The organism is Caecibacter sp. AF58-12pH5A, assembly GCF_027681725.1.
GTDB classification, from domain to species: Bacteria; Bacillota; Negativicutes; order Veillonellales; family Megasphaeraceae; genus Megasphaera; species Megasphaera hominis.
The window spans coordinates 1-23,460 of record NZ_JAQDBC010000018.1 but is presented as its reverse complement, the minus strand read 5'-3'; the positions used below and the strand labels follow the sequence as shown (position 1 = coordinate 23,460).

The 23,460-nt window shown below is 53.0% G+C and carries 16 protein-coding genes; 5 read left to right on the top strand and 11 right to left on the bottom strand.

The window, feature by feature from the left end:
* Position 1: 1 nt before the first annotated feature.
* Positions 2-2,989, top strand: coding sequence for an AAA family ATPase (locus PGX44_RS08705; protein ID WP_498855067.1), 2,988 nt, complete (start codon positions 2-4; stop codon positions 2,987-2,989).
* 32 nt (positions 2,990-3,021) lie between these two features.
* Positions 3,022-3,483: a GNAT family N-acetyltransferase gene (locus PGX44_RS08700; RefSeq protein WP_498855066.1), complete on the top strand. Its 462-nt coding sequence runs from the start codon at positions 3,022-3,024 to the stop codon at positions 3,481-3,483.
* A 52-nt stretch (positions 3,484-3,535) separates the two neighbouring features.
* On the opposite strand, the gene PGX44_RS08695 is transcribed toward PGX44_RS08700, so the two are convergent.
* On the bottom strand, positions 3,536-4,840 hold the full coding sequence (locus PGX44_RS08695) for an L-cysteine desulfidase family protein (RefSeq protein ID WP_498855065.1): 1,305 nt from the start codon (positions 4,838-4,840) through the stop codon (positions 3,536-3,538).
* Positions 4,841-5,151: 311 nt separating this feature from the next.
* On the opposite strand from PGX44_RS08695, the gene PGX44_RS08690 reads away from it, so the two are divergent.
* Positions 5,152-6,570: an aspartate ammonia-lyase gene (locus PGX44_RS08690; RefSeq protein ID WP_498855093.1), complete on the top strand. Its 1,419-nt coding sequence runs from the start codon at positions 5,152-5,154 to the stop codon at positions 6,568-6,570.
* Positions 6,571-6,588: 18 nt separating this feature from the next.
* On the opposite strand, the gene PGX44_RS08685 is transcribed toward PGX44_RS08690, so the two are convergent.
* The 7 genes from PGX44_RS08685 to PGX44_RS08655 all read right to left on the bottom strand — a co-directional run bounded on the left by PGX44_RS08685 (position 6,589) and on the right by PGX44_RS08655 (position 17,278).
* Complete coding sequence (locus PGX44_RS08685; protein ID WP_498855064.1) at positions 6,589-7,152, bottom strand: hypothetical protein; 564 nt, start codon at positions 7,150-7,152, stop codon at positions 6,589-6,591.
* A gap of 50 nt (positions 7,153-7,202) precedes the next feature.
* The gene (locus tag PGX44_RS08680) at positions 7,203-8,090 is read right to left on the bottom strand and encodes a radical SAM protein (RefSeq protein WP_498855063.1); all 888 of its coding nucleotides are present in this window, start codon (positions 8,088-8,090) and stop codon (positions 7,203-7,205) included.
* 127 nt (positions 8,091-8,217) lie between these two features.
* Entirely contained in the window at positions 8,218-12,771 is a 4,554-nt protein-coding gene (gene gltB / locus PGX44_RS08675) for a glutamate synthase large subunit (protein ID WP_498855062.1), read from the bottom strand.
* Between the two features lie 272 nt (positions 12,772-13,043).
* Entirely contained in the window at positions 13,044-13,739 is a 696-nt protein-coding gene (locus tag PGX44_RS08670; protein WP_498855061.1) for a uracil-DNA glycosylase, read from the bottom strand.
* Between the two features lie 11 nt (positions 13,740-13,750).
* Complete coding sequence (locus PGX44_RS08665) at positions 13,751-15,364, bottom strand: ArnT family glycosyltransferase (protein ID WP_498855060.1); 1,614 nt, start codon at positions 15,362-15,364, stop codon at positions 13,751-13,753.
* A gap of 70 nt (positions 15,365-15,434) precedes the next feature.
* The gene (locus PGX44_RS08660) at positions 15,435-16,034 is read right to left on the bottom strand and encodes a DedA family protein (RefSeq protein WP_186503491.1); all 600 of its coding nucleotides are present in this window, start codon (positions 16,032-16,034) and stop codon (positions 15,435-15,437) included.
* A 146-nt stretch (positions 16,035-16,180) separates the two neighbouring features.
* Positions 16,181-17,278: a hypothetical protein gene (locus tag PGX44_RS08655; RefSeq protein WP_498855059.1), complete on the bottom strand. Its 1,098-nt coding sequence runs from the start codon at positions 17,276-17,278 to the stop codon at positions 16,181-16,183.
* 223 nt (positions 17,279-17,501) lie between these two features.
* Between PGX44_RS08655 and PGX44_RS08650 the strand changes: the two genes are divergently transcribed.
* Positions 17,502-18,218 (top strand): MgtC/SapB family protein, encoded by a 717-nt coding sequence (locus PGX44_RS08650; protein ID WP_498855058.1) that lies wholly within the window; start codon positions 17,502-17,504, stop codon positions 18,216-18,218.
* Between the two features lie 165 nt (positions 18,219-18,383).
* Entirely contained in the window at positions 18,384-19,628 is a 1,245-nt protein-coding gene (locus PGX44_RS08645) for an aminotransferase class I/II-fold pyridoxal phosphate-dependent enzyme (RefSeq protein ID WP_498855057.1), read from the top strand.
* A 188-nt stretch (positions 19,629-19,816) separates the two neighbouring features.
* On the opposite strand, the gene PGX44_RS08640 is transcribed toward PGX44_RS08645, so the two are convergent.
* From PGX44_RS08640 to PGX44_RS08630, 3 genes are all read right to left on the bottom strand, one after another.
* Positions 19,817-20,179 carry a P-II family nitrogen regulator gene (locus PGX44_RS08640; protein WP_498855056.1) on the bottom strand — a complete coding sequence of 121 codons (363 nt, stop codon included), beginning with the start codon at positions 20,177-20,179 and terminating at the stop codon, positions 19,817-19,819.
* A gap of 21 nt (positions 20,180-20,200) precedes the next feature.
* The gene (locus PGX44_RS08635; RefSeq protein WP_498855055.1) at positions 20,201-21,502 is read right to left on the bottom strand and encodes an ammonium transporter; all 1,302 of its coding nucleotides are present in this window, start codon (positions 21,500-21,502) and stop codon (positions 20,201-20,203) included.
* 327 nt (positions 21,503-21,829) lie between these two features.
* The gene (locus PGX44_RS08630) at positions 21,830-22,921 is read right to left on the bottom strand and encodes a YkvI family membrane protein (RefSeq protein ID WP_186503478.1); all 1,092 of its coding nucleotides are present in this window, start codon (positions 22,919-22,921) and stop codon (positions 21,830-21,832) included.
* Between the last annotated feature and the right edge of the window lie 539 nt (positions 22,922-23,460).

Genomic DNA, 23,460 nt, shown 5'->3' with positions numbered 1-23,460 from the left:
TATGAATATTATACGCATGAATTTGGATGATTTTGGCATTTATCATAACGTATCCTGGACGCCGCCGGAACGGGGCCTGATCGTCATGCACGGTCAGAATGAAAGTGGCAAGACGACACTCATGAAGTATGTGCGCTCCATGTTTTTCGGCTATCCCCGCGGCGAGTGGAAGGGCTATTTCGGACACATGGATATTCGCCGGGAAAACGGGAAGGAATATACCATTTACCGCAATGAAAAGGAATCGTACATTACCGACGGTGATGAAACGCTCCACGAGGAACCAGCCGATCTCTGGTGGCACAGCCTCGATCACAATACGTATGACAAGATTTTTGCCATGGGACTAGAAGACCTGCAGGGCTTTAAGATCCTTTCGAATGAAGACGTGCGCAGTCACTTCTTCAGCATCGAAGGCGGCGTGCGCATGGGCCTTACGCGGCGTGATTTTACGCAGAAAATGGGCGAGCGCTTGGTGGCCTCGCCGCAGGGCAAAAAGCCCATTAATATGCTCCTTCAGGAACAGCGGGAATTTGAGCGCAAGATCAGCCACCTGTCCTATGATGAAGACGAGTTTGCCGATTTGCAGGAAAAGGAAAAGCAGACCCACGACGTAGAAAAACGGCTGCGCCTGAGCATTGAAGAAACGAAGCAGCAAATCGAAAAGGTAGCCATGCCCCTGGCGGCGTGGGATGTCTACAAACGGGGCCAGGAAGCGATGAAGCACATGCAGGACCTGGCAGAGGTCTCCCAATTTCCTGCCGACGCAGCCCAGCGCTGGAGCGACCTGGAAAATAAGCTGCGCGATGTAGATGAAAAAATTAAGGAAATAGAAGCGTCCATCCGCAAGGAACCGGCCTTTAAGCCAGAATGGAACCGCTGGGTGATTTGCGGCCCCCAGATCGACGCCCTCTATCATAAAGTACCACAGTGGCAGCAGGCGCTGAGCGAACTGGAAACGCACGAAGCCAAGGAAATGGACTGGCAGTATGACGAAAATAAATACGCCCAGGAGCTCAAGCAGTGGACGGAAACGACCGTGCCGGAGCACGTCGAATGGACATGGCCCTTGAGCATGGCCCAGCATTTGGCTACGTGCATCAGGGAAGAAGAAAAGTGGCAGGCAGCGAAACCGAAAAATGTTAGCGCGCCCCTGACAGAGGCCGATCCCAGCGTACCGGAACGGACGCGGGAAGAATGGCAGGAATTGGGCAAAGCCGTAGTTTCCATTCAGGAATCCCTGTCGGAACGGGAAAAGGTACAAGACATGCTGGCCCTGCTGCGCCAGGAACCGGCAGAAACGAGCCATGCCTTTTTTGCCTTGGGGCTGCTCTTTGTCGTCGCGGCCATCGGCCTGGTTACGGGTATTTTCCAGTATGATCTCGATCAGACCATAGGCGGCGCCGCAGCGGCAGTGTGCCTGGTTCTGGCTGGCGCTGCGTTTCTCAAGCAACGGGCTAACGCCCACCGCCGGCCACGGCGTATGGAAGAATTAGAAGGACAGCTGGCCCGGATTCAGACGCACTTGGCAGCCATGGCAGAAGACCAGCACATGGAAATTTCCATCGCTGACGACAACGAACGCTGGACTAAATGCCTGGACCACGTGCGCAAGCAGTACATGGACTGGAAAACGCGGGAAACAAAAGACGCGTGGAGCAAGGAACAGCAGGTCATGTATGATGCCATTTACCAGAAATGGGAAGCTGACGGCCAGGGCTGGGAGGAAAAGCTGGAAAACTGCCGTAAGGCCTGGGCTGCCTGGCAGGCAGAAACGGGCTTTACCAAGCTGGACTATGGGCAGGTACAGGAGGCCAAGGAAGTCTGGGATGCCTATCAGACGGCACACCGGTCGTTACAGGAGTGGCATAGCCGCAAGGATGCCCTGCTTCAGCAAATTGCCCACGTTCAGGATGAAACAGAACAGATCTTCCGCGAAGTAGGCCTGCGGCAGGACGTCTCGCCGGACGGTATTGAAGCGATGTACCAGCAGTGGCAAACAATCCGCGTCCAGGCAGAAGTAGCGCGGGAACAGGACCGGCAGCAGGAAGAACAGAAGCAGGAGCTGGAAAAGTGGCGGAAGGATAAAGAAATCCGTCTCCATCAGCAAACGGAGATTCTCCAGGAAGCAGGCGCCCAAACGGCAGGGGAATTCCGCAGTAAAGTGCTTAAATTCCGTCAGTTCCATCAATACAAGGAAGTATATGAACAATCGGAAGCGCACTTGAAGCTCATTGCCAAACAGCCGAAAAATCTGGCCCAGCTGCGGCACGAGCTGAAGATTCACGACGTCCACACGTGGCAGGAAGAAAAGACGTATTACGAACGAAAAATTGCCGATACGGAAAAGAAACTGGCCGACGTAGCAGAAAAACGCGGCAGTATTGTCGAACGGCTCAGCCAAATGGCAAAGAGTGAAGAATCAAGCCGGCTCCTGCAGGAAAAGGAAAACCGCAAGGCCGTACTCGATACGGCGACTGATGAATGGCTGACCTGCCTCTTTGCCCAGTACATGCTGGGTGAAGCCCAGGCCTATTATGAACGGGTGCGGCAGCCCCAGGTCATTCGTCAGGCCGGTGATTACCTCCATTTGATGACCCAGGGCCGGTATACCTTGCAGGCCAGCTTTGACGGCCGCCAGCTCTTTGCCGTCGATGGCACGGGCCGGCGCATTCCGGAAAAACAATGGAGCAGTGGTACGGCGGACCAGGTATATTTGGCTATCCGCCTCAGCCTGGCCATGGCCTTTTCACGGCAGATAGAACCGATGCCGATCATTCTCGATGATATTCTCGTGCGTTTTGATGAACAGCGGCAGCAGGAGGCCTTGCGTTTTCTCGCCGATTTAGGGAAGACAGAACAGATTTTTCTCTTTACATGCTCGAAAGAAACGCGTGACCTGGCCGCGTCTGTACAGCAGCTGCTGGCCGGTGAAACGGATACGATTCACATGGTTGAAATCGAACAGGGCAAGATTTTGGCCGGTTAAGACAGGCCTGCAGGCCGGGGGAGGTTAGGCTGATGAAAATTATTGCTGGTACGGAGCGGTTAGCTGAGATAAAGAAACTGATCATCGAGTATACAGATTCTCTGCACATGGATTTGGGCTTTCAGAACCTGTCTGAGGAGCTGGACCATTTAGACACGCATTATGTCTATCCCTACGGCCGCCTGCTGGCTGCCGTCTGTGGGGACGGTACGCTGGCCGGCTGTGTGGCCTATCACCGGCGGGACGGGCGGTCCTGTGAAATGAAGCGTCTCTACGTGCGGCCCGCGTGGCGCCATAGAGGAGCCGGCCAAAAACTGGTAGCGGCTATCATGGAGCAGGCCCGGGCCGACGGCTATCGTGAAATGGTGCTCGATTCGTTTACGGACACCATGCAAAGTGCTATTCGCATGTATGAGGCAGCCGGCTTTCACGAAACGGATGCCTACTATGACAACCCTATGCCCAACGTCATCTATATGAAATGTGAGCTCTGACATAGAAAGAAGGCCCGTGCTGCTGCACAGGCCTTTTTTGCTGCGGAACATGTCAGGCTTTGACTTTATTTTTGTTCAGCATAATATGTAAGATTTCTTCATCAGTCTGCTGCATGCCGTCGCGGGCGAGGGCACCGATATTGCGGATCGATTCATCGGCGCTGTTGCTGACCAGGCCTTCACTGCCGGTGACCCGGATATTGTGCAGGGCGAGCATGACGGCACGGCAGGCGGCATCGCAGGCCGTGGCTACCTTCAAGGTACAGCTGTTGCCGGCACCATCGCAAACCATGCCGATATGGTCGCCGGTCATGTTGGAAATCGTATCTTCTACGTCTTTTAGCTTGCCACCTAAGAGCCAGACCATACCGGTAGCGGCGCCCATGGCGGCTGTACCGGTCGCACAGAGCGCGGAGAGGCGGGGCAGGAAGCTATGGATGTAGATGGAGGTCATGTGCGCTAAGGTCAGGGCACGGATGAGCCGTTCCTTGCTGGCCTGTATCCTCCTGGCGGTTACGACGACCGGTATGGTCGCAGCGATACCCTGGTTACCGGAGCCGGAATTGGTCATGGCCGGCAAGGGTGCACCGCCCATACGGGCGTCTGAGGCGGCTGCGGCTTCCATGATGACCTGATCCTGCAGGGCGTTGCTCAAAAAGCCTGTTTGCATTTCTGCCTTCATGGTATAGCCTACACAGTGGCCGTATTTTTCCGATAAGCCGACGCGGGTTAATTCTTCGTTGAGGACGGCGGCTTCTTCTATAAAGGAGATTTTGTCTAAGGGACATTCTGTAGCAAACTGATAAATGTCCTTTAAGGTCAGATTATTGAGGAAAAGCTGTTCCGGCGCTATTTCGTCCTGGGCCACCGGCGGTGCTTCAAAGATGACGTGGCCGTCTTTTTCGATACGTACGATGTTGGTATGGTCGTCTGCAATGGAGACGCAGACGCTGTGACTGCTGCCAAAGACCTTGGCTTCTGAGTAGAGCACGTTCGGTACGTCGGCAATATCGACGCTGACCAGGTTGTCGGCTACCATCTTTTTGCCTTGGCGTACGGCATTAGGTGGCAGTTTTTTCAGCACCTGCAGGCCGCCTTCCGGGTCGCCGCCTAAGGCGCCCACGGCGGCGGCAATGTAGAGACCTGGTGTTTCCGTGCCGGGGACGATGACGGCCATGCCGTTTTTCATCATGTTCGCCGATACTCTTGCTTCAATCCGTTCTACCGGGCAGCCAAGCTTACTGGCTGCTACGGCTGCTGCATAGGCAAGGGATATCGGCTCCGTACAGCCTGTCGCCGGTTTTACCTCTTTCTTTAAACAGTCAATCATCTTTTCCCACATAACTTCTAATTCCATAATGATCCGCTCCTTTACAGAAAAAAATCGATCCTTGCTGTTATATTCATTATAATTCATATAGAAATGCGTGTAAATCATAACCTTAGCGGTAGGAATAGGAGACGGATCGGGTCTTGACAAAGGCAGAACGAGACTGTATTATATACACAAGTTTTATAGATCGCACGGCAAAGGCGCTGTTGGATAGGGGTATCCAATAGCGCCTTTTGCGTGTGCTATAAAACGAGGGGTGCTGGCCTGCCTGAGCGGAGGGGATTCGTCAGGCAGCAGATATATGATAAATAACTGTACAATAGGGGGAATTGATGATGAGAAAGGAACATGATTTTTTAGGGGAAGTACCTGTGCCGGATGATGTATATTATGGCGTACAGACCGTACGGGCTATAGAAAACTTCCATATTACCGGCAATCGTCTCGATGGTGATTTCATTCGTTCGATGGCGCTGGTAAAACAGGCGGCGGCCATGGCCAATATGAAAAGCGGCAGAATGCCGAAAAAGATTGGCCAGGCCCTGCTGCAGGCAGCCGATGAAATCGTTTCCGGCGAGTGGCTCGATCAGTTTCCTGTCGATCCCATTCAGGGCGGTGCAGGGACGTCGGTCAACATGAATATGAACGAAGTCCTGTGCAACCGGGCTTTGGAAATTTTGGGCCAGCCCAAGGGGCGGTACGACCTTATTTCGCCTAACAACCATGCCAATATGGCACAATCTACGAATGACGTATTCCCAACGAGCATGAAAGTCTGCCTGCTCATGAAGGGCCGCAAGCTCAGCCGTGTCCTGCAAGAGCTGGAATTGGAGCTTTTGGCTAAGGAAGATGCCTTTAAAGACGTCCTCAAAATGGGACGGACTCATTTGCAAGACGCCGTACCGGTCACGCTGGGGCAGGAAATGGGAGCCTATGCGTCGGCTGTACACCGGGGCCGCGAACGGATAGAACGGTCTCTCTCAGGCCTGCACCTGATCAACCTGGGCGGGACGGCCGTAGGGACAGGGCTTAATGCGGAACCGGATTATATCCGCAGCGTAGCCGAAGAGCTGGCTGCCCGGACAGGTGAACCCTTTAGAACGGCGAGCAACCTCATGGACATGACGAGCAATACAGACAGCTTTGCCGATGTTTCCTCGGCCATGAAATGTGTCGCTCTGGTCCTAATCAAAATGGCTAACGATATACGCCTCATGGCGTCGGGGCCGCGCTGCGGCCTGAATGAACTGAAGCTGCCGGCCCGGCAGCCCGGCTCGTCGATTATGCCCGGGAAAATCAACCCGGTTATGGCAGAAGTCCTCGATCAGGCCTGTTATCAGGTCATTGGGAACGACCTGGCGATTACGCTGGCCGTGGAAAACGGGCAGTTTGAACTGAATGTCATGGAACCGGTCATGGCATATAATCTGTTTCGCTCCCTCGAATGTCTGACCAATGCCATCCGGGCCTTTGTGACGCATTTGCTCAAAGGACTGGAAGCCAATGACAGTCAGTGCCAGTACTGGGTAGATCACAGTGTCGGCGTCATTACGGCCCTGTTGCCCCATATTGGCTATGAAAAGGCGGCCTTTCTGGCTCGGGAAGCCTATGACAGCCACCGGCCTGTGCGGGATATCGTGCGGGAACATCATATTCTTACAGACGCACAGATCGAGCACTTCCTGTCGCCCTGGTCTATGACCCATCCGGGCATTACGGGGGAAGGAGAGGACACGCTGCCCATTAGTGGCTGACAACAAAAAAAGCGGCCCTTACGGCGCCGCTTCTTTTGTTGCTTCGACAGGAATGCGTTTGTACGGTAGTTTTTCCATAATCTGATCCATGGCTTCGCTTAATACATCGTTCGGATCATTGAGAATGGACGCTTGTTCTTTTTCAGAGCCCTTAGAGCTGTAGCTTTTCAGTGTACCATCCTGCGCATTGTAGGCATATACGGTCAGGTCGTACCAGCATAAGGTGTAAATTTCGTAGTCATCGTGCCAGCCAAAGCGGTTGACCGACTGCTGCCAGACCCAGGTGTGTACGACCGGGACGACGACGAGATCGGCCTTGTAGTCGTGGGCCAGCTGGCTCAGGGCTGCAGCGGTAATGGCTTCCGGTGCCAGTCGTTCTGCCGCGTCTATGCGGTTCCAGTAGGGAATGCGGAAGGGCTGGCCCAGCCGGTATTGCATGTAATGGACAGGATAGCCTTCCTGCGTGGTCTGGACGACGACGACGGTCCGTTCCTGGTCGAACATGACAGGCGTGCTGTCCGCCGCAAAGGCCGTGCTGGCCAGGATAACCAGGGAAACGAACAAGAGCAGTATTTTTTTCACAGAGAACCATCTCCCTTTCGGACAGGGCGGGACGTACTTCCTGCTCTGCGTTAAAAGTTGTGTATATTACCCAGCAAGGGCGTCGTATCGTCCATGTGGGGCAGCATGAGGTCCAAGGCTTGTACCATCCTTTCCTTGTCCTGTGGCAGATTGCCGCCGACGGGCGCGAGGTTGGACACGTGGTTACTGCGGAAAATACAGGGGCGGGTCATTTCCGTGTGTGCCAGGAGTTCCCGCAGTTCACGAATAAAGCCCTTGGCTGTGAGCGGTGTAAAGGTGCCCTTTTGCACATCCTCGTACAGGGGCACTGTAGGCGGAATAATGAGGGACAGGGCACTGAGCATGGTCGGGTTGATGGCCGATACGACGTCTGCTGTATGCAGTGCGTGTTCGTGGGTCCGTTCCTGGCCGCCCAGGCCGAGGAGAATCATGGCGGATAATTTAAAGCCTGCTGCCAAGGCCTTCTGGCCGGCTGTAATTGTTGCGGCAGCCGTAGTGCCTTTGTTTACGTGGGTCAGGACGGCATCATCGCCGCTTTCGATCCCCATGTAAAGAATGGCCAGGCCGGCGTCGTGGAGGGCTTTTAGTTCCTCCGGCGTCTTGCGGTTCAAATCGGCCGGCGTCGCATAGGCGCCAATCCGCGTCAGGGCCGGGAAGGACGCGTAGCATTTTTCGATGATATGCAGCAATTGGTCCGTCCGTAAGACCAGGGCGTCGCCGTCGGCAATAAAGAGACGGCGGATATGCGGATAGACCGCAGCACCCCGTTCGATAATCCCGTCGATTTCGTCCAGCGGCCGCACGCGGAAGCGCGATTCTTTATACATGGGACAGAAGGTGCATGTATTGTGAGAGCAGCCAATGGTGGCGCGCAGAATGAAACTGTACGCTTCACTAGGTGGCCGGAAAACTAATCCTTCAGCATCGTCAATGAACATAGAAAGTCTCCTTTCGGTCTGTACAGGTTAGGTCGTTCTAGCTCTATTATACTATATTTTTGGCAGGCATCATACGGACGGCATAAATAATCCCCGCCTGCAGCACAGACGGGGATAGAAAAGAGGCTTATTTTTTGCCGTGTTTGATATGGAACGCCATGGCATGGGCTTCGGCGTCGCTATGACCTTCGGCCTTGGCCTGTTCGATCAGGTGCAGCATTTCTTCATAGGCTTCGGGGATGATGCGGGTAATACGGCTTTGCGTATCTTCCCAGTTTTCCAGGAGACGGCGGCCCAGCTCGCTGCCCGTATACCGGACATGGCGGCTAAGTAGTTCCTGAATGGCAGCGGCTTCTGCGTCGTTGCTCAAGGGCTCCAGCCGGACCAGGTCCTGGTTACAGTTGGCCGGTTCCAGATCGTATACATAGGCGACACCACCGGACATGCCGGCAGCAAAGTTGCGGCCCGTACTGCCCAGGACGAGCACCTTGCCGCCTGTCATGTATTCGCAGCCGTGGTTGCCTACGCCTTCGACGACGGCTTCCATGCCGCTGTTACGGATACAGAAGCGTTCGCCGGCCATGCCGTTAATGTAGGCTTCCCCACTCGTAGCACCGTAGAAGGCTACGTTGCCGATAATGATATTATCTTCTGCCGGGAAGGCTGATTCCAAAGGCGGATGGACGATGAGCTTGCCGCCGGAAAGGCCTTTGCCGAGATAATCGTTGGCGTCGCCTTCGAGTTCAAGGGTCAGTCCCTGAGGAATGAAGGCACCAAAGCTCTGGCCGGCCGAACCGACGAAGCAGAGCTTAATCGTATCTTCAGCCAGGCCCTTTTCCCCGTAGCGGTGGGTGATTTCACTGCCTAAGAGGGTGCCCGTAACGCGGTCTGTATTGCAGATGCGCAAGCGGGCGCGGACATGCTTTTGTGCTGCTAAGGCCGGCCGGCACATGCGGACGAGCTTCGACATATCCAGGGTCTTTGAGAGCTCATGATCCTGGCCGGTCGTAAAATGGTGGCCAATGTGTACATCTGTATAGGGCCTGTAGAGCAGGTGGTCCAGGCTGACTGTAGCGGCCTTCGCGTTGGGGGCCGTATCCTTTTGCCGCAGGAGATCGTAGCGGCCTACCATTTCATCAATCGTATGGAAGCCCAGGCGGGCCATGATTTCCCGCAGATCACGGGCGATGAAGTGCATGAAATTGATGATGTACTCCGGTTTGCCTTTGAAGTTTTTCCGCAGCTTTTCATCCTGTGTGCAGACGCCGTAGGGGCACGTGTTGAGATGGCATACGCGCAGCATATGGCAGCCGATGGTCAGGAGCGGTGCTGTGCCAAAGCCGAAGAGCTCGGCGCCAAAGAGGGCGGCAATGGCCACATCCCGGCCGGTCAGCAGCTTGCCGTCGGCTTCAATGCGTACGCGGTCGCGGAGCTGGTTGAGGAGCAGTGTCTGCTGGACTTCGGCCAGACCGATTTCCCAGGGCAGGCCTGTATGGCGCAGACTCGTACGCGGCGAGGCGCCGGTACCGCCGTCGTAGCCGCTGATCGTCAGCGTATCGGCCTTGGCCTTTACGACGCCGGCGGCAATCGTACCGATGCCGGCACCACTGGCCAGTTTTACGCCAATGCGGGCGTTGCGGTTGGCATTTTTCAAATCAAAAATCAGTTCTGCCAGATCTTCGATGGAATAGACGTCGTGATGGGGCGGCGGGGAAATAAGGGCAATGCCCGTCGTAGCATGACGCGTCTTGGCAATATCCGGATAGACCTTGCTGCCTGGCAGGTGGCCGCCTTCGCCCGGCTTGGCCCCTTGGGCACACTTGATTTGCAATTCGTCGGCGTGGATGAGGTAATTGCTCGTAACGCCGAAACGGGCAGAGGCAACCTGCTTGATCTTGTCGTTTGTATCTGTCGCGAAGCGGTCTGCATCTTCGCCGCCTTCGCCGGTATTGCTCAGGCCGCCCAAACGGTTCATGGCCTGGGCCACACATTCGTGGGCTTCCTTGCTGAGGGCACCGTAGCTCATAGCGCCTGTACGGAAACGCTTGACAATGCGGTCTTCTGCTTCGACTTCTTCAATGGGTATACTGCGGCCGGCAGGGTAGACGAATTCCAGGAGGTCCCGCAAACGGTACACGGAGGACGTATTGACGAGCTCGGCATACTGGCGGTACAGCTCGTAGTCATTGGTCCGGCAGGCTTTTTGCAAGAGCTCGACAGCTTCCGGAGAAATGATGTGCTGCTGGCCGTTTTTCCGGTATTGATAGACGTCGCCCCGGGGCAGGCCGTCTTTGCCGTTAAAGGCTGCTGCGTGACGGCGGGCATTTTCTTCGGCTACTTCTTTCAGGCCAATGCCGCCAATCGGGCTGGGCGTATTGACGAAATACTTTTGAATCAGCTCACGGCCAATGCCGACGGCTTCAAAAATCTGGGCGCCGTGGTAGCTGTGTACGGTAGAAATGCCCATTTTGGACATGACGGCCAGAATCCCGTTGACCGAAGCCTGGAGGTAATTTTCCCGGGCCGTTTCGTAATCTATCGCACCCAGTTTCCGCTTGGCAATCAGTTCTTTAATCGATTCTAAGGCGACGTACGGGTTGATGGCCGTAATGCCGTAGCCCAGGAGGGTACAGAAATGATGGATTTCCCGCGGTTCGCCCGATTCCAGAATGAGGCCTACGTCAGAACGGACGGTTTGGCGGATGAGAAAATGGTGCAGGGCTGCCGTTGCCAGCAGGGCCGGAATGGCGGCCATGCGGGAGTTCGTGCCCCTGTCGGAAAGAACGAGAATATTAGCCCCGCTGCGGATGGCTTTAAGGGCATCGATGCAGAGCGATTCAATGGCTGTTTCCATGGCTTCTGTGCCACCGCTGACGGGATAGAGCATGGAAATGACAGAAGAACGCAGCTTTTCATTCATGAGTGATTTGATGACGGCTGTTTCTTCATTGGTCAAAATAGGCCGTTTCAGGTAGAGCGCTGCTGTATCTTTATCGTCCGGGTCCATAATGTTGGCTACGTTGCCGGCCATGACGATGGAACTCATGACGATGTTTTCGCGCACGCCGTCAATGGGCGGGTTCGTTACTTGGGCGAAGTTTTCCTGGAAATAGTCGTATAAAAGCTGTGGACGGTCGGAAAGGATAGGCAGGGCAATATCCATACCCATGGAATCGATGGGCTGTTTGCCGTCGCGGGCCATGGGCAGGATAATCTTGTCCATGTCTTCCTGGGTATAGCCAAAGACGCGTTCCTGTTCCTGCTGGTCATAGGGAATGAGGTCTGTACTGCCAAAGACGTGCTGTGGCGGCATGAGGGAATCGAGGTCCACGACGTGACGGGCATACCATTCGCCATAGGGACGTTCTGTAGCGACGTGGTGTTTAATTTCTTCGTCATCGATGAGGCGCTGCTGTTCTGTGTCGACGAGCAGCATTTTTCCCGGCTGCAAACGGCCTTTATACAGGACCTTTTCCGGATCGATGGTCAGGGCGCCGACTTCGGAGCTGGCAATGACCCGGTCGTCGCTGGTGACATAATAGCGGCCAGGCCGCAGGCCGTTACGGTCGAGCATGCCGCCGATGAGTGTACCATCGCAGAAGCCGATAGCAGCCGGACCGTCCCAGGGTTCGATCATGAAGTTGTGGTAGCGGTAGAAATCACGCTTTTCTTCGCTCATGAGCGGGTCTTTCTCCCAGGGCTCCGGAATCATCATCATCATGGCATGGGGCAAGGAATGGCCGGTCATGCACAGGTATTCCAGGCAATTATCGAACATGGCCGAGTCACTGCCGCTGTCGTCGATGACGGGGAATACCTTGGCCAGATCGGGATACAGTGCCGACTGGGACTTGCTTTCCCGGGCATTGAGCCAATTGATATTGCCTTGAATGGTGTTGATTTCCCCGTTGTGGACGATGTACCGGTTCGGATGGGCCCGGGCCCAGCTGGGGAAGGTATTCGTACTGAAACGGGAATGGACGAGGGCCATGGCTGTCGTAAAATCGAGGTCGGAAAGATCAAGATAAAAGTGCCGCAGCTGGACGGAGGTCAGCATGCCCTTATAGACGATAGTCCGGGAAGAGAGGCTGGCAATATAGAAATCAGAGCCCTTTTCCTGACTGGCCGGGACGATTTTCTTTTCTGCCAGCTTGCGGATGATGTAAAGCTTGCGTTCAAAGTCCATTTGTGTCGTCAGGGCATCAGAGCGGCTGATAAAGACCTGCAGAAAGTGAGGCCGCGTCGTCTTGGCAATACTGCCGATCAGGCTTTCGTCGACAGGTACGTCGCGCCAGCCCAGGACGGACAGGCCTTCACTGCGGACGATGGCTTCAAACTCGGCCATTTGCTGTTTGCGGAATGTTTCATACCGGTGGGCGAAAATCATGCCTACGCCGTAGTCTCCTGCTGCGGGCAAAGAAAAACCTAATACTTCGCATTCGCGGCAAAAGAACTGGTGCGGGATTTGGACTAAAATACCGGCACCGTCACCGCTTTTTGCATCGGCCCCCTCGGCCCCGCGGTGTTTCAGGTTTTCCAGAATGGTCAGTGCCTGGTCGAGGATATCATACGATTTTTTCCCCTTGATATTTACGACAAACCCTATGCCGCAGGCATCATGTTCGTACGCCGGATCATACAAGCCTTGTGGTGCCGGCAGGTCACGAAGTTTTTTATACATACCGATTCCCCCTCGTATAAAATATGTCTCTGCAGGTATATAGTAAAAAGATACCTGGTATAGAGATTGAATACTATTATAAAGGTAGTATGACATAAAATCAATAAAAATATAAAAATAATCGTGTATATAATTATAAAAATAAAGAATTGGCTAAAAATATTCTAATATTTTACAAGATAAGAATAAAATAAAGTAAAGCATGGTATGCCTGACATGCAAAAGACGGCAGCGCACGTGTAGTGCGCTGCCGTCTTTTACTATGAGAAAATCTAGCGGATACTTTCTATCCAGGCTGTAAATTGCTGGCGGAAGAGGCCGGCGCCGCCGTTAGCAGGATGCCGCATTGCTGCAGCGTCCAGACCGGCGGCCTGCAAGGTTTCCGCCGCTTTGCGGCCAATGGCGCCGATCGTCATTGGCTTCTGGCACAGGGCGAGAAGCTGCTGTGTATACGCCAGGCCGGCAGCTAATTCTGCGTCTGTCGGCGTCCGGTTCGACAAGGGTGTGTTTTTGTGGGGATGGAAAGGAAAGATGTTCCAGAGAATGACGTCAAACGGGTCCAGGCCATTATCTACGATGGAGCCCCAGACATACGTATCCGTCGGCTCATTCAGGCCCTGTTCCCGCTGTGTACGGCCCGTCAGGAAAGGCGAGTCCGGCCGGCTCGTCCGCGTACCGCTGTGGCCGAGAATGGCCGTACTCGGAATCTGCTTATGATGGTCCAGGAGCATGCGCTCGCACGTAATGGCAATGCCTGTAAAGCGGCAGCCCTGATACCCGGCCGCTTCGGCCACAAAGAGATAGCGGGCCCGGTCCAGTCGCAGCTGCAGGTATTCGGCCAGCTGCCGGCGCCGCAGGGCTGGTGCGTCCGGGCCGATATCACAGCGTTCGTCGTAATCCCGCCAGGGATTACATGCTGTAGTACTTTCATACTGGGAGAGATTTTCGATAAATGCAGACAGCGTCATGACAGACCTCCTCAGAGATTACAAAAGACATAGCACGCGCCGATTTTGCCGGCCGGCCGTGTAAGGGGATAAAACTCAGAACGGGTGTAGTCCTCATACTTTCCTGACGGTACCAGGATGGTGATCGTTTCGCCCTGGCGCAGCCGCTGCTGCAAGGCAGCACTGCTTTCTTCCGGGAAGGGATGCTTGCCGGCCCAGACGGACGAACGGTGGAGCAATTTATTTTCATCGTAACCGGCCGGTGCCGTATAGGTAGCCGTCAGGCCTGTGTAGTACGTAAAGGAAACGCGGTAGTCTTCAAAGAAGTAGATGCGTCCGGGAAGCTTGGCTTCCTGGCCAATAAAGGGCGCAGCCGAGCGATAGGTATAGAACGGAGCCAGCCCCTGGTAGAGGACGATGAGGTAGACGACGGCTGTAGCGATACCGGTCAGCAAGGGGATGGCAGGAAAGGCCTTGAGCCGTTGTGCTGCCACGACCAGGAGAATCGCAAGGGGGACAAACAGGTAGAGCAAAAGCCAGCTGCTGCCGGCAATGGGTGTCTTACGGAGGAAGAACGTAGCAGCGAAAAAGAGGAGCCACCAACAGATGGCCGGTGCCGTAACCCATGTCCAAAGGCGCCGGTTGCCCTCTTCGTACAGGTCGGCCAGACCGAAGCTGGCAAAGAGAAGCAAGGGAATATTGGCAATATACGTATAGGTCGGATATTTGGTTGCGACGAGCGTATAAAAGAGAAACGTCCCTGCCGCCCAGACCAGGAGATATACAGATTCTTCGGTCTGGCAGCGCCGTTTCCAAATGCCGTAGATGGCGGCGCCGGTCCAGGGCAGGAGACTGACGGGAATGAGTGCGACGTAATAATACCAGACGTTGGCTTCAGGATGTTCAGACGCCGTAGCCCGGGCAATATTGTGGAGCCCTAAAAAACCGTTGATAAAGTCCATGCCGTGCAGATTGTACATCGTGACGTACCAGGGCAGGCAGAGGACGCAGAAAAGCAGAATACCGGCAGGCTGAAAAATGCGTTTGATATATGTCAGATTACGGCGGAGGCCGGCAAAGACGAGGAGAAAGGTGCCGGGCAGTACGATTCCCACAGGTCCTTTGGTCAGTACGGCCAAGGCCGCCATGGCATAGGCGGCCGTCATGAACCGTCCCTTTCCCTCGGTCAGGCCAAACCAGGCGAAGAACAAGGTGCCGGCTGTGAAGAAAAAGAGCATCTGATCCGTAATGATCGAATGGCTCACGATCCAGACTTCAAAACTCGTAGCCGTTACGATGGCCGCCAGGACGGCGTATTCCCAGCGGCTGCCACGACGCAGCATATACCAGGCCATAAAGACGACGGAACCCATGCCAAAGACGGCACCGGGCAGGCGGGAAGCGAAATCCGTAAAGCCAAAGAGTGAATAAGACAGGCTGAGCAGCCAATAGATAAAAATAGGTTTATCGTACCAGTACGTAGAAAAGATTTGCGGGGAAATCCAGTTGCCGGACTGCACCATTTCTTTGGCCGTCAGGACATAGTTCGATTCGACGGGATCCGTAATGGCAAGGGCTGCATTGCCCAACAGAAAAAATAAGAGACTGCCGAGGGCGATGAGGCTGAGCAGACTGCTTCTTCTCATGAACGTTTCCTTCCTTTCCGAAAAAAAAAAGACAGCAAATAGATTGCTGCCTTTTGACTCGTTGTGAAACTTATTCGGCCTGCTGTTTACGACGGCGGCAATATTTCCAAAGCACAACTGCTGCAATGCAGGCACAGCCAATGACCATGGCGATGAGCAGCTGGTGATTATACTGGATCAAATCACGCCAATGACTGCCTAAGACGGAACCGGCCCAGACCAGGAGCAACGTCCAGGGAATCGTGCCGATAATGGTAAAGAGGACGAAGCGGCCAAAGGGATAACGGGCTACGCCGGCAGGGAAGGAAATAAACGTACGGACACCAGGCAGGCAACGGCAGATGACGACGGCAATGCCACCGTATTTATTAAACATTTTTTCTGCCATGTTAAACTTCTTTTCGTTGAAAAAGATGTATTTGCCATACTTTAAAAGCAAGGGTCTGCCGCCATAGGAACCCAGCCAGTAGCTGAGAATGGAACCGACGACGCCGGCAACGCAGGCGACGATAAAGGTAGTCCAAAAGTCAAAAATATTCTGGGAAATGAGGAACCCGGCAAAACCAAGTACAACTTCGCTGGGCACAGGTATATTGGCATTTTCAGCTACCATAGCCACAAACATGGCCGCATAACCATACGCTTCCATTAGCTGCAGCAATGTATCCATACGATAGATCCAACTCCTTTTCTAAAACTACTACTAAAGTAACACTTTCAAACTTAATATAGCATAGCATAGAAAAGGGTGCCTGTGCCAGTTTTTCGAAAAAAATTTAAGCAATATTTAAAAACGATTGCTTATGCCAGACCTTTTTAGCGGACCTTGAAGCAGGCCAGATAGGATAAGGCGTATTTGCAGACTAAATAGCCGTAAACCAGGGTGAGCAGGAGGGATAAGAGGATCTTCAGGGGAATGGCCAGATTGAGGGGCAGCAAGAAATACGTTGCTGCCTGCAGGGACGGAATACTCAAATACCAGAGAGGATAGGCCATGTGAGCAAAGGAGACAGCTGTCTTGCCGCTTTGGTTACCCTTGGCAGCAAAGGCTGCGATGAGGCCCAAGGTGCCTGTAAAGGAGAGCAGCACACCGGCGTAATCGGCGTAGACGGCCGGCGTCAGGATGTAGAGCATCAGGCAGACCAGAGCAGCAGCAAGCCAAAAACGGCCCGGTACATACCCGCCCGGTGTAAACCAGCGATGGCGGCAGGCATAGCAGCCCAGGACAAAATACAAGGCTGCCGTAATGACCCAGCTGAAGCGGAAGCCGCTGACCGTCATAAACAGCTGGGCTGCTGCCACGGCGTGCAGCTGAAAGGCAGCCAGCCAAAGGCGGGAGAAGGCGAATATAAACAGACCGTGCAGGACGACGAAGGCCAGCAGGAAAAGGGGCGCCGGCGTACTGGCAGCTTTGCGCTGCAGAGCCTGGTGATTTACCTTTTTGACGGCCATGAGCAGGAACGTAAAGAGTAAGAGAATGGCCAGCATGCCATAGGCACCGAGAGTAATATACGAGCCGTGCACCAGACGGGAAAGATAGTCCATAAAGAAGATATGAAAGCCCCGGCTGAGGATACCGAGCCAGGCCAGCTCAGGCACGATGAGGAGTGCAGCAAAGAGCCACGGCCAGCCTAAGCGCTGCCAGCGGTCGTGGAAATAGGAGGACAGCGTGCGGATCCGCAGGTTAGAGGCACTGAAATAGCCGCTCAGGAAAAAGAGTACGGGAATGACGAGGGCTGCCAAGCATTCATAGAAGAGATAATAAAACATGCCCGTTCCGAGAGCTTGTTTGTCGTACACGGCAAACAAGGGAACTGCCGGCAGAGGTAAAAAGGAAACCAGGGAGAGACAGAGAATCGAGAGAAAAACCATACACGTGCGCAAGTTATCTAAATAAAATATATGCTTGCCCATACGGATCGCTCCTTTCTTATGCGGCCGTTTTACCGTTCTTGAACCTGCGGTCGTAGTGACAGTACTATATGTTGATCAGGCATGACCTTGCCGCCACTGATAGCGTCAGAGGAATACCAACCTGATTATAGCGCGTCAGTGTCCAAAAATATACCCATTTCAGACAAAATGTGATATAATTACCGTACAGAACATACGTGCCGAACGGAAGGGGAGAAAAGATATGATCAGTACAGAAGAAAGCATTATACGGCTGCTCATAGCCATCGTATTAGGGGGCCTCATCGGCTATGAACGGGAAGCACAAAGCAAATCAGCCGGCTTGCGGACGCACATTCTCGTCTGCCTGGGCTCGTGCCTGTGCATGATTATTTCTGTCAATATTGCTATGGAGTATTTCTTCCGGTATGGCTACACGAATTCCGATCCCGGACGAATCGCCGCCCAGGTCGTTTCCGGTGTCGGTTTTTTAGGGGCCGGCACGATCTTGGCCAACCAGAAGGGCCGCAGTATTCACGGCCTGACGACAGCTGCCAGCATCTGGGTCGTTGCGGCCGTCGGCCTCGTCGTCGGCGCGGGCTATCTCCTTACGGCTGCAGCGGCGACGCTCTTTGTATTCATCGTTCTTACCCTGTTTGTGCGGCTCGACAAATATATGCGGCGTCATAGTGAGCATACGTGTCATATCCACCTGGTCATGCGCAATTCTACAGGCCAGTTCCGCCGCATGACCGACTATTTCCAGGGCCACCATTTGGCGCTCCAGTCCTTTCGCGTTCTTTCGGAAGAAGAGGCGTCGGACATCGAAGTGGAAGCGACGCTTCTGGTCAGCGAGGACCTGGATGGCGGCTCGCTCATGAGCCAGCTGCTGGGGCTCAAGGGTGTCCTCCAGGCAGAGCTGCTGGACATGGACGAGAAGATAAAGGTAAAAGAGAAATAATAAGCTCTTATGGGAAACGGGTATATAGTATTTTGCGTTTTCTGCTTTTTTCGTGACAAATCCTGCTAAAAAGAGATTTTTCTTGTAATTATATAGGTGAAGCTTTCCTTGTCGTGCTATAATAGATACGAAATTTATGATGTCCTATAGGGAAGGGGTTATGCTATGTCTACTTTTATGATAGCTTCGAGCCGGGAAGGCAAAAAGATTAATGATGTCGTATTTTCCGCCGGAGCAGCGGCACGGGCTGCAATTGAACAATACGGAAAAGAAAAGGTCGTAAACGCTACAGTAGGCTGCTATGGCGACGATGATGAAAAGGTGGCCTGTCTGCCTGTCGTAGAAAAGGTATATCGTTCATTGCCCATGAGCGACTTCATTACGTATGCGCCGCCTATTGGTTTGGAAACCTATCGGCACGATGTCATTGATGCGACATTTGAAGATCAGCACCCGGAAGGCTATACGGCAGCTGTGGCTACGGCCGGCGGTACCGGTGCGGTACACATTGCCATTAGCAACTATTCGGAAGTAGGCGACAAGGTCTTGACGACGGACTGGCGCTGGGCCGTATATGATAACCTCTGTGCCGAAGTAGGCCGCCAGCTGGCAACTTTCGCAATGCTTGATGAAAGCCGGTCTTTTAATATTGAATCCTTTTCTTCGTCTGTGGCCGCTATTTTACAGGAACAGGATTCGATCCTGATCATGCTCAATACGCCGGCCAACAATCCGACGGGCTTTGCCCTTTCGGACCGCGATTGGGACGAAGTACTCGATGTATGCCGCTTTCATGAAAAGAAGGGCAAACGGATTACGATTTTGGTAGATATTGCCTATATCGCCTATGCCGGTGAAAAGAACGAAGTGCGATCGTTCATGAAAAAATTTGGCAACCTGCCGGAACACATCTTTGTCCTCTTTGCCTATAGCATGTCCAAGGCCTTTACCCTCTATGGCCAGCGTGCCGGTGCACTCGTAGGTCTTTCGTCCAGCCAGGATGTCATTCGTGAATTTGAAGAAGCAGGCAAGTATTCTGCCCGTACCTCGTGGTCGAACGTCAATCGCGCGGCCATGACGCTCCTTTCGGTTATTCGCCGTGACCCGGTGCTCCTGAAAGAACTGGAAGCAGAAGAAACGGGATTCTTCCGCACCATTTGTGACCGGGCAGCCATTTTTATGGAAGAAGCCCAGGCCTGTGAGCTCAATGTTATTCCCTATAAAGCAGGCTTCTTTATTTCTGTACCGACTACCGTTTCGGCAGCAGCCTGTGAAAAGCTGCATGACGACCTGATTTTTGCAGCCCCCTTGGCCCGCGGTATCCGCCTCGGTGTCTGCTCGATCCCGGCGTATAAAATGAGCGGTGTAGCAGGAAAAATTAAAAAAGCCCTGGAAGCAGTCAACGGCTAAGACGGCTGCCTGCAGGAAACCTATAGAAAGCCCTTTTATCCGGCTGTGCGAGCGGATAGAAGGGCTTTTTTAGCCAGGCTGAAAGAAAAAAGGCCGTTTCCACTCTTTTCGGTAGAGGCTGGAAACGGCCTTTTAGGCGGACTCTGTGTGAGCTCTATATTATAGTATATAAGACAGGGCCCTGCGTATTATTCGTGTTCGTCCATAATGGCAGCGGGCCCCCGGTCACCGGTACGGATCCGGACGGCATCTTCGACGTTAAAGACGAAAATTTTTCCGTCCCCCGGTTCGCCTGTCTGGCAGACTCGCATGGCGACATCGATGACGTCATCGACGGGTATTTCACAAATCACCGTTTCTACCTTGATGTGCGGCAGAAGATTAACATTATACTCTTTGCCGCGATATACTTCGACGTGCCCCTTCTGGGTACCGCAGCCAAAGACCTGGCTGACCGTGATGCCCATGACGCCAATCGCGTTGAGGGCTGCCTTCAGCTTATCGAGCTTGCTGGGCCGCGTGACAATGACCACTTTTTTGATTGCTACCATAGAAAATACCTCCTGCCTGTACTATAAGGTCTGCTGTAAATAGCCGCGTTCGCCGTGTTCATTGATATCGAGGCCGACGATTTCTTCGTCAGCATCAACGCGGAAGGTTGTAAAGAGGCTGATCACCTTGTAAAGAATGAAGGTACCGGCAATGGCCAGCACATAGGCAACGCCTGTCGAAATGAGCTGGGCCGTGAGTAAATGGGTTTCCCCGTAAAAGAGGCCGTTAGCTCCTGCCGGATTGACTTCTATACTGGCCCAGAGACCGGTGGCAATAGAACCCCACGTACCACCGATACCGTGGATCCCGAAGGCGTCCAAGGCGTCGTCGTAACCGAAATAGTTCTTGCAGACGGCGACGGCTGCATAGCAGATGACACCGCCAATGGCGCCGATATAAATGGCTGGCAGGGGCGCGACGAAGCCGGCTGCCGGCGTAATGGCAACGAGGCCGGCAACGCAGCCGGAGGCGGCGCCGAGAACTGTCGGTTTGCCATTAATGATCCATTCGACGAGAATCCACGAAACCGTAGCCGCTGCTGCAGCACCCTGGGTGGCAATGAATGCACTGGCTGCCAGGGCGTTGGCACCTAAGGCACTGCCGGCGTTAAAGCCAAACCAGCCGAACCAGAGGAGAGACGCACCGAGGACAACCATGGGCATGTTGTGCGGAATGATAGGATATTTCCCCAGGCCCCGGCGTTTGCCAATGAGCAGGCAGAGCGTCAGTCCTGATACACCGGACAGAATATGGATGACCAGGCCGCCGGCAAAGTCGAGAGCCCCCAGCTGAGCCAGGAAACCGCCGCCCCAGACCCAGTGTGCCATGGGAGTATAAATGAGGACAGCCCAGAAGAATATAAAAATACAGAACGTACGGAAGCGGACCCGTTCGGCAAAGGCCCCTGTAATGAGGGCCGGCGTAATGACGGCAAACATGCACTGGAAGGCAACGAAGGCCAGCTCCGGAATGGTGCCGCCTGTTAAGATATTCATGCCGACACCGGCGAGACCGACCTTGTCGAGACTACCTATAAAGCCGTTAATATCTGTACCAAAGGTCATGGCATAGCCGAAAATGATCCATTCTACAGAAATCATGGCGATGATGAAGAAGCTCTGCATGATCGTCGTCAGGACATTTTTACTGCGGACCATACCGCCATAAAAGAAGCCCAGACCCGGCGTCATGATGAAGACCAGTGCGGCCGAGATCAGAACCCATGCCGTATCGCCGGCACTGATCTGGTCTGTGCCGTCCGCCCCTAAGGCAACGGATGCAGTGAATAAAAAACAGAAAAATAAAGGCAAAAATTTTCTCATGCCAACTACCCCCTCGTAAAAAAATACGACAAAAGAAAAATCCTGCCTGCATATACCCGTGCAGGCAGGACCCCCTCGTCCCCCGGACAGCGCATCAGCAGGCTGCCCCGATTTTCTTTTGTCTGTGAACAAAAGCGTACCCGGGTATGCAGAAAAGCCCGGATGAACAGGTGAAGTAGTGTTCATCCGGGCTTCGATGCCCTGTATGCTTTTGGTGTGTTTCATTATAGCCGTACATGCCGAAATTGTCAACTGTCAGATTGTCAACAAAACGTAAAATAAGCATGTGCAATACATACATACAAAAGATTTTCAAGCTATTGGCTCTTATTCCTTTGCGCGTAGCATGCGGTATAGAATGCCGATGAGGAGCAGGTCGCCACCGATGCCGACGAGAGGGTAAATCGTATTGACGAGCTGGCTCAGAGGAACAAAAGAGGCAACGGTCATACCCAGTACGGCTACGACGATGACGATGATGCGCTGTTTCTTTGTCTTATCTTCAGCAAAACGGCGGCCGAAGGCCCAGAGATAGCCTGTAATGGTCGTAAAGATGCCAATGAGGATAATAATAGTAAAGGGCATGGCCATGATCGGCAGTACATTTTCAATGGCTGCCAGCATCGGTACCTGGGCTTTGATGGCAGCAATGTAGTCCAGGTTTTTGATCAGCGTCAAGAGAACCATGGAGAGGCCAATGCAGAAAAAGAGAGCCGATAAAAAAGCACTGCCCCAAATGTCCTGTTTTGTTTTGCAGCTGGCGCCGAGGGAAACGTTGAAGAGCAGGCCTAAGGTTATATAGGCTCCGACCAGGGAGAAAACCGCGACGACGCAATTGTCGATTCCCATAAACGTGCCCTGCAGGATCCGTCCTTCCTGGACATATTCGAGGACATGCTGCTGTCCTTCCATAATACCTACCGGACTGGTTACCAGACAGTAAACGCCGACGACGGCCATGATGGCGATAATAATGATGCCGGCACAGCCGAGGATGTCTACGACCTTCTGGAGGCCCAGGCAGACGACGAAGACAGCGACGATGCCCATGAGAGTCGTGCCAATCCAGACGGGAACGCCTAAATATTGATTGATCGTAGCGCCGCTTCCGGCAAACATGATGAGCGTACAAAGGGCGATGGAGAGGGTGCAGAGAATATCGATGAGGAAACCCAGATGACGGCCACAATAGTACGTGTAGGCTTCGCTCGGATTTTCAAAGTGCTTTAAGGCTCCTGTCCGATACGTGCCCAAACAGAATATAAACATGAGGACAAACGTAAAAATAACGAGCAAAAAAGGCGTCACACCGCCCCAGGAACCGTAAAATTGGAGTGTTTCCTGGCCTGACGCGAAGCCTGCGCCAATACAATAGGCTGTAAAGGCGCCACCAACGGTGAGTGCTGTTTTCATGTGCATAAAAAAACCTCCTTCTCCTATTGCCATCCAATAATAAACTGATATATATACGCGTGCACTACGTAAGCGGGATAAAAAACACTATTGAGAAATAACGAAAACGAATAAATAACCGTACAGGGGGGATAATGTATTTCTTCTTCACGTAATCCTTAATGAGATATAATTAAAGTATTATAATTTATTATATTTATGAAAAAGAAAATAGTATAAATAATGGATATATGCTTTAAAAAATAAGAAAATAAAGTAACGATCTGATGATATACAAATATAGTAACATGAAATTATTTATAATATGTAGCGTGAAAATATAATATCAATAAGGGAAAATCTATTACCCTGTATGCTTTTTCTTCAAAATGTATTGAAAAAACAAAAAGTAAATGTTACTATGTTCACAAATATAGGGATAAAGTATGGATACAAACTATAAGAGAGAGGTAAAAGGAGGCGGAACAGATGGATATAAAAAAATATGGGGAGTGTAAAATGAAGTGTGTAAGTTACCGGTAACCAATTTACTAACTTACGCACTT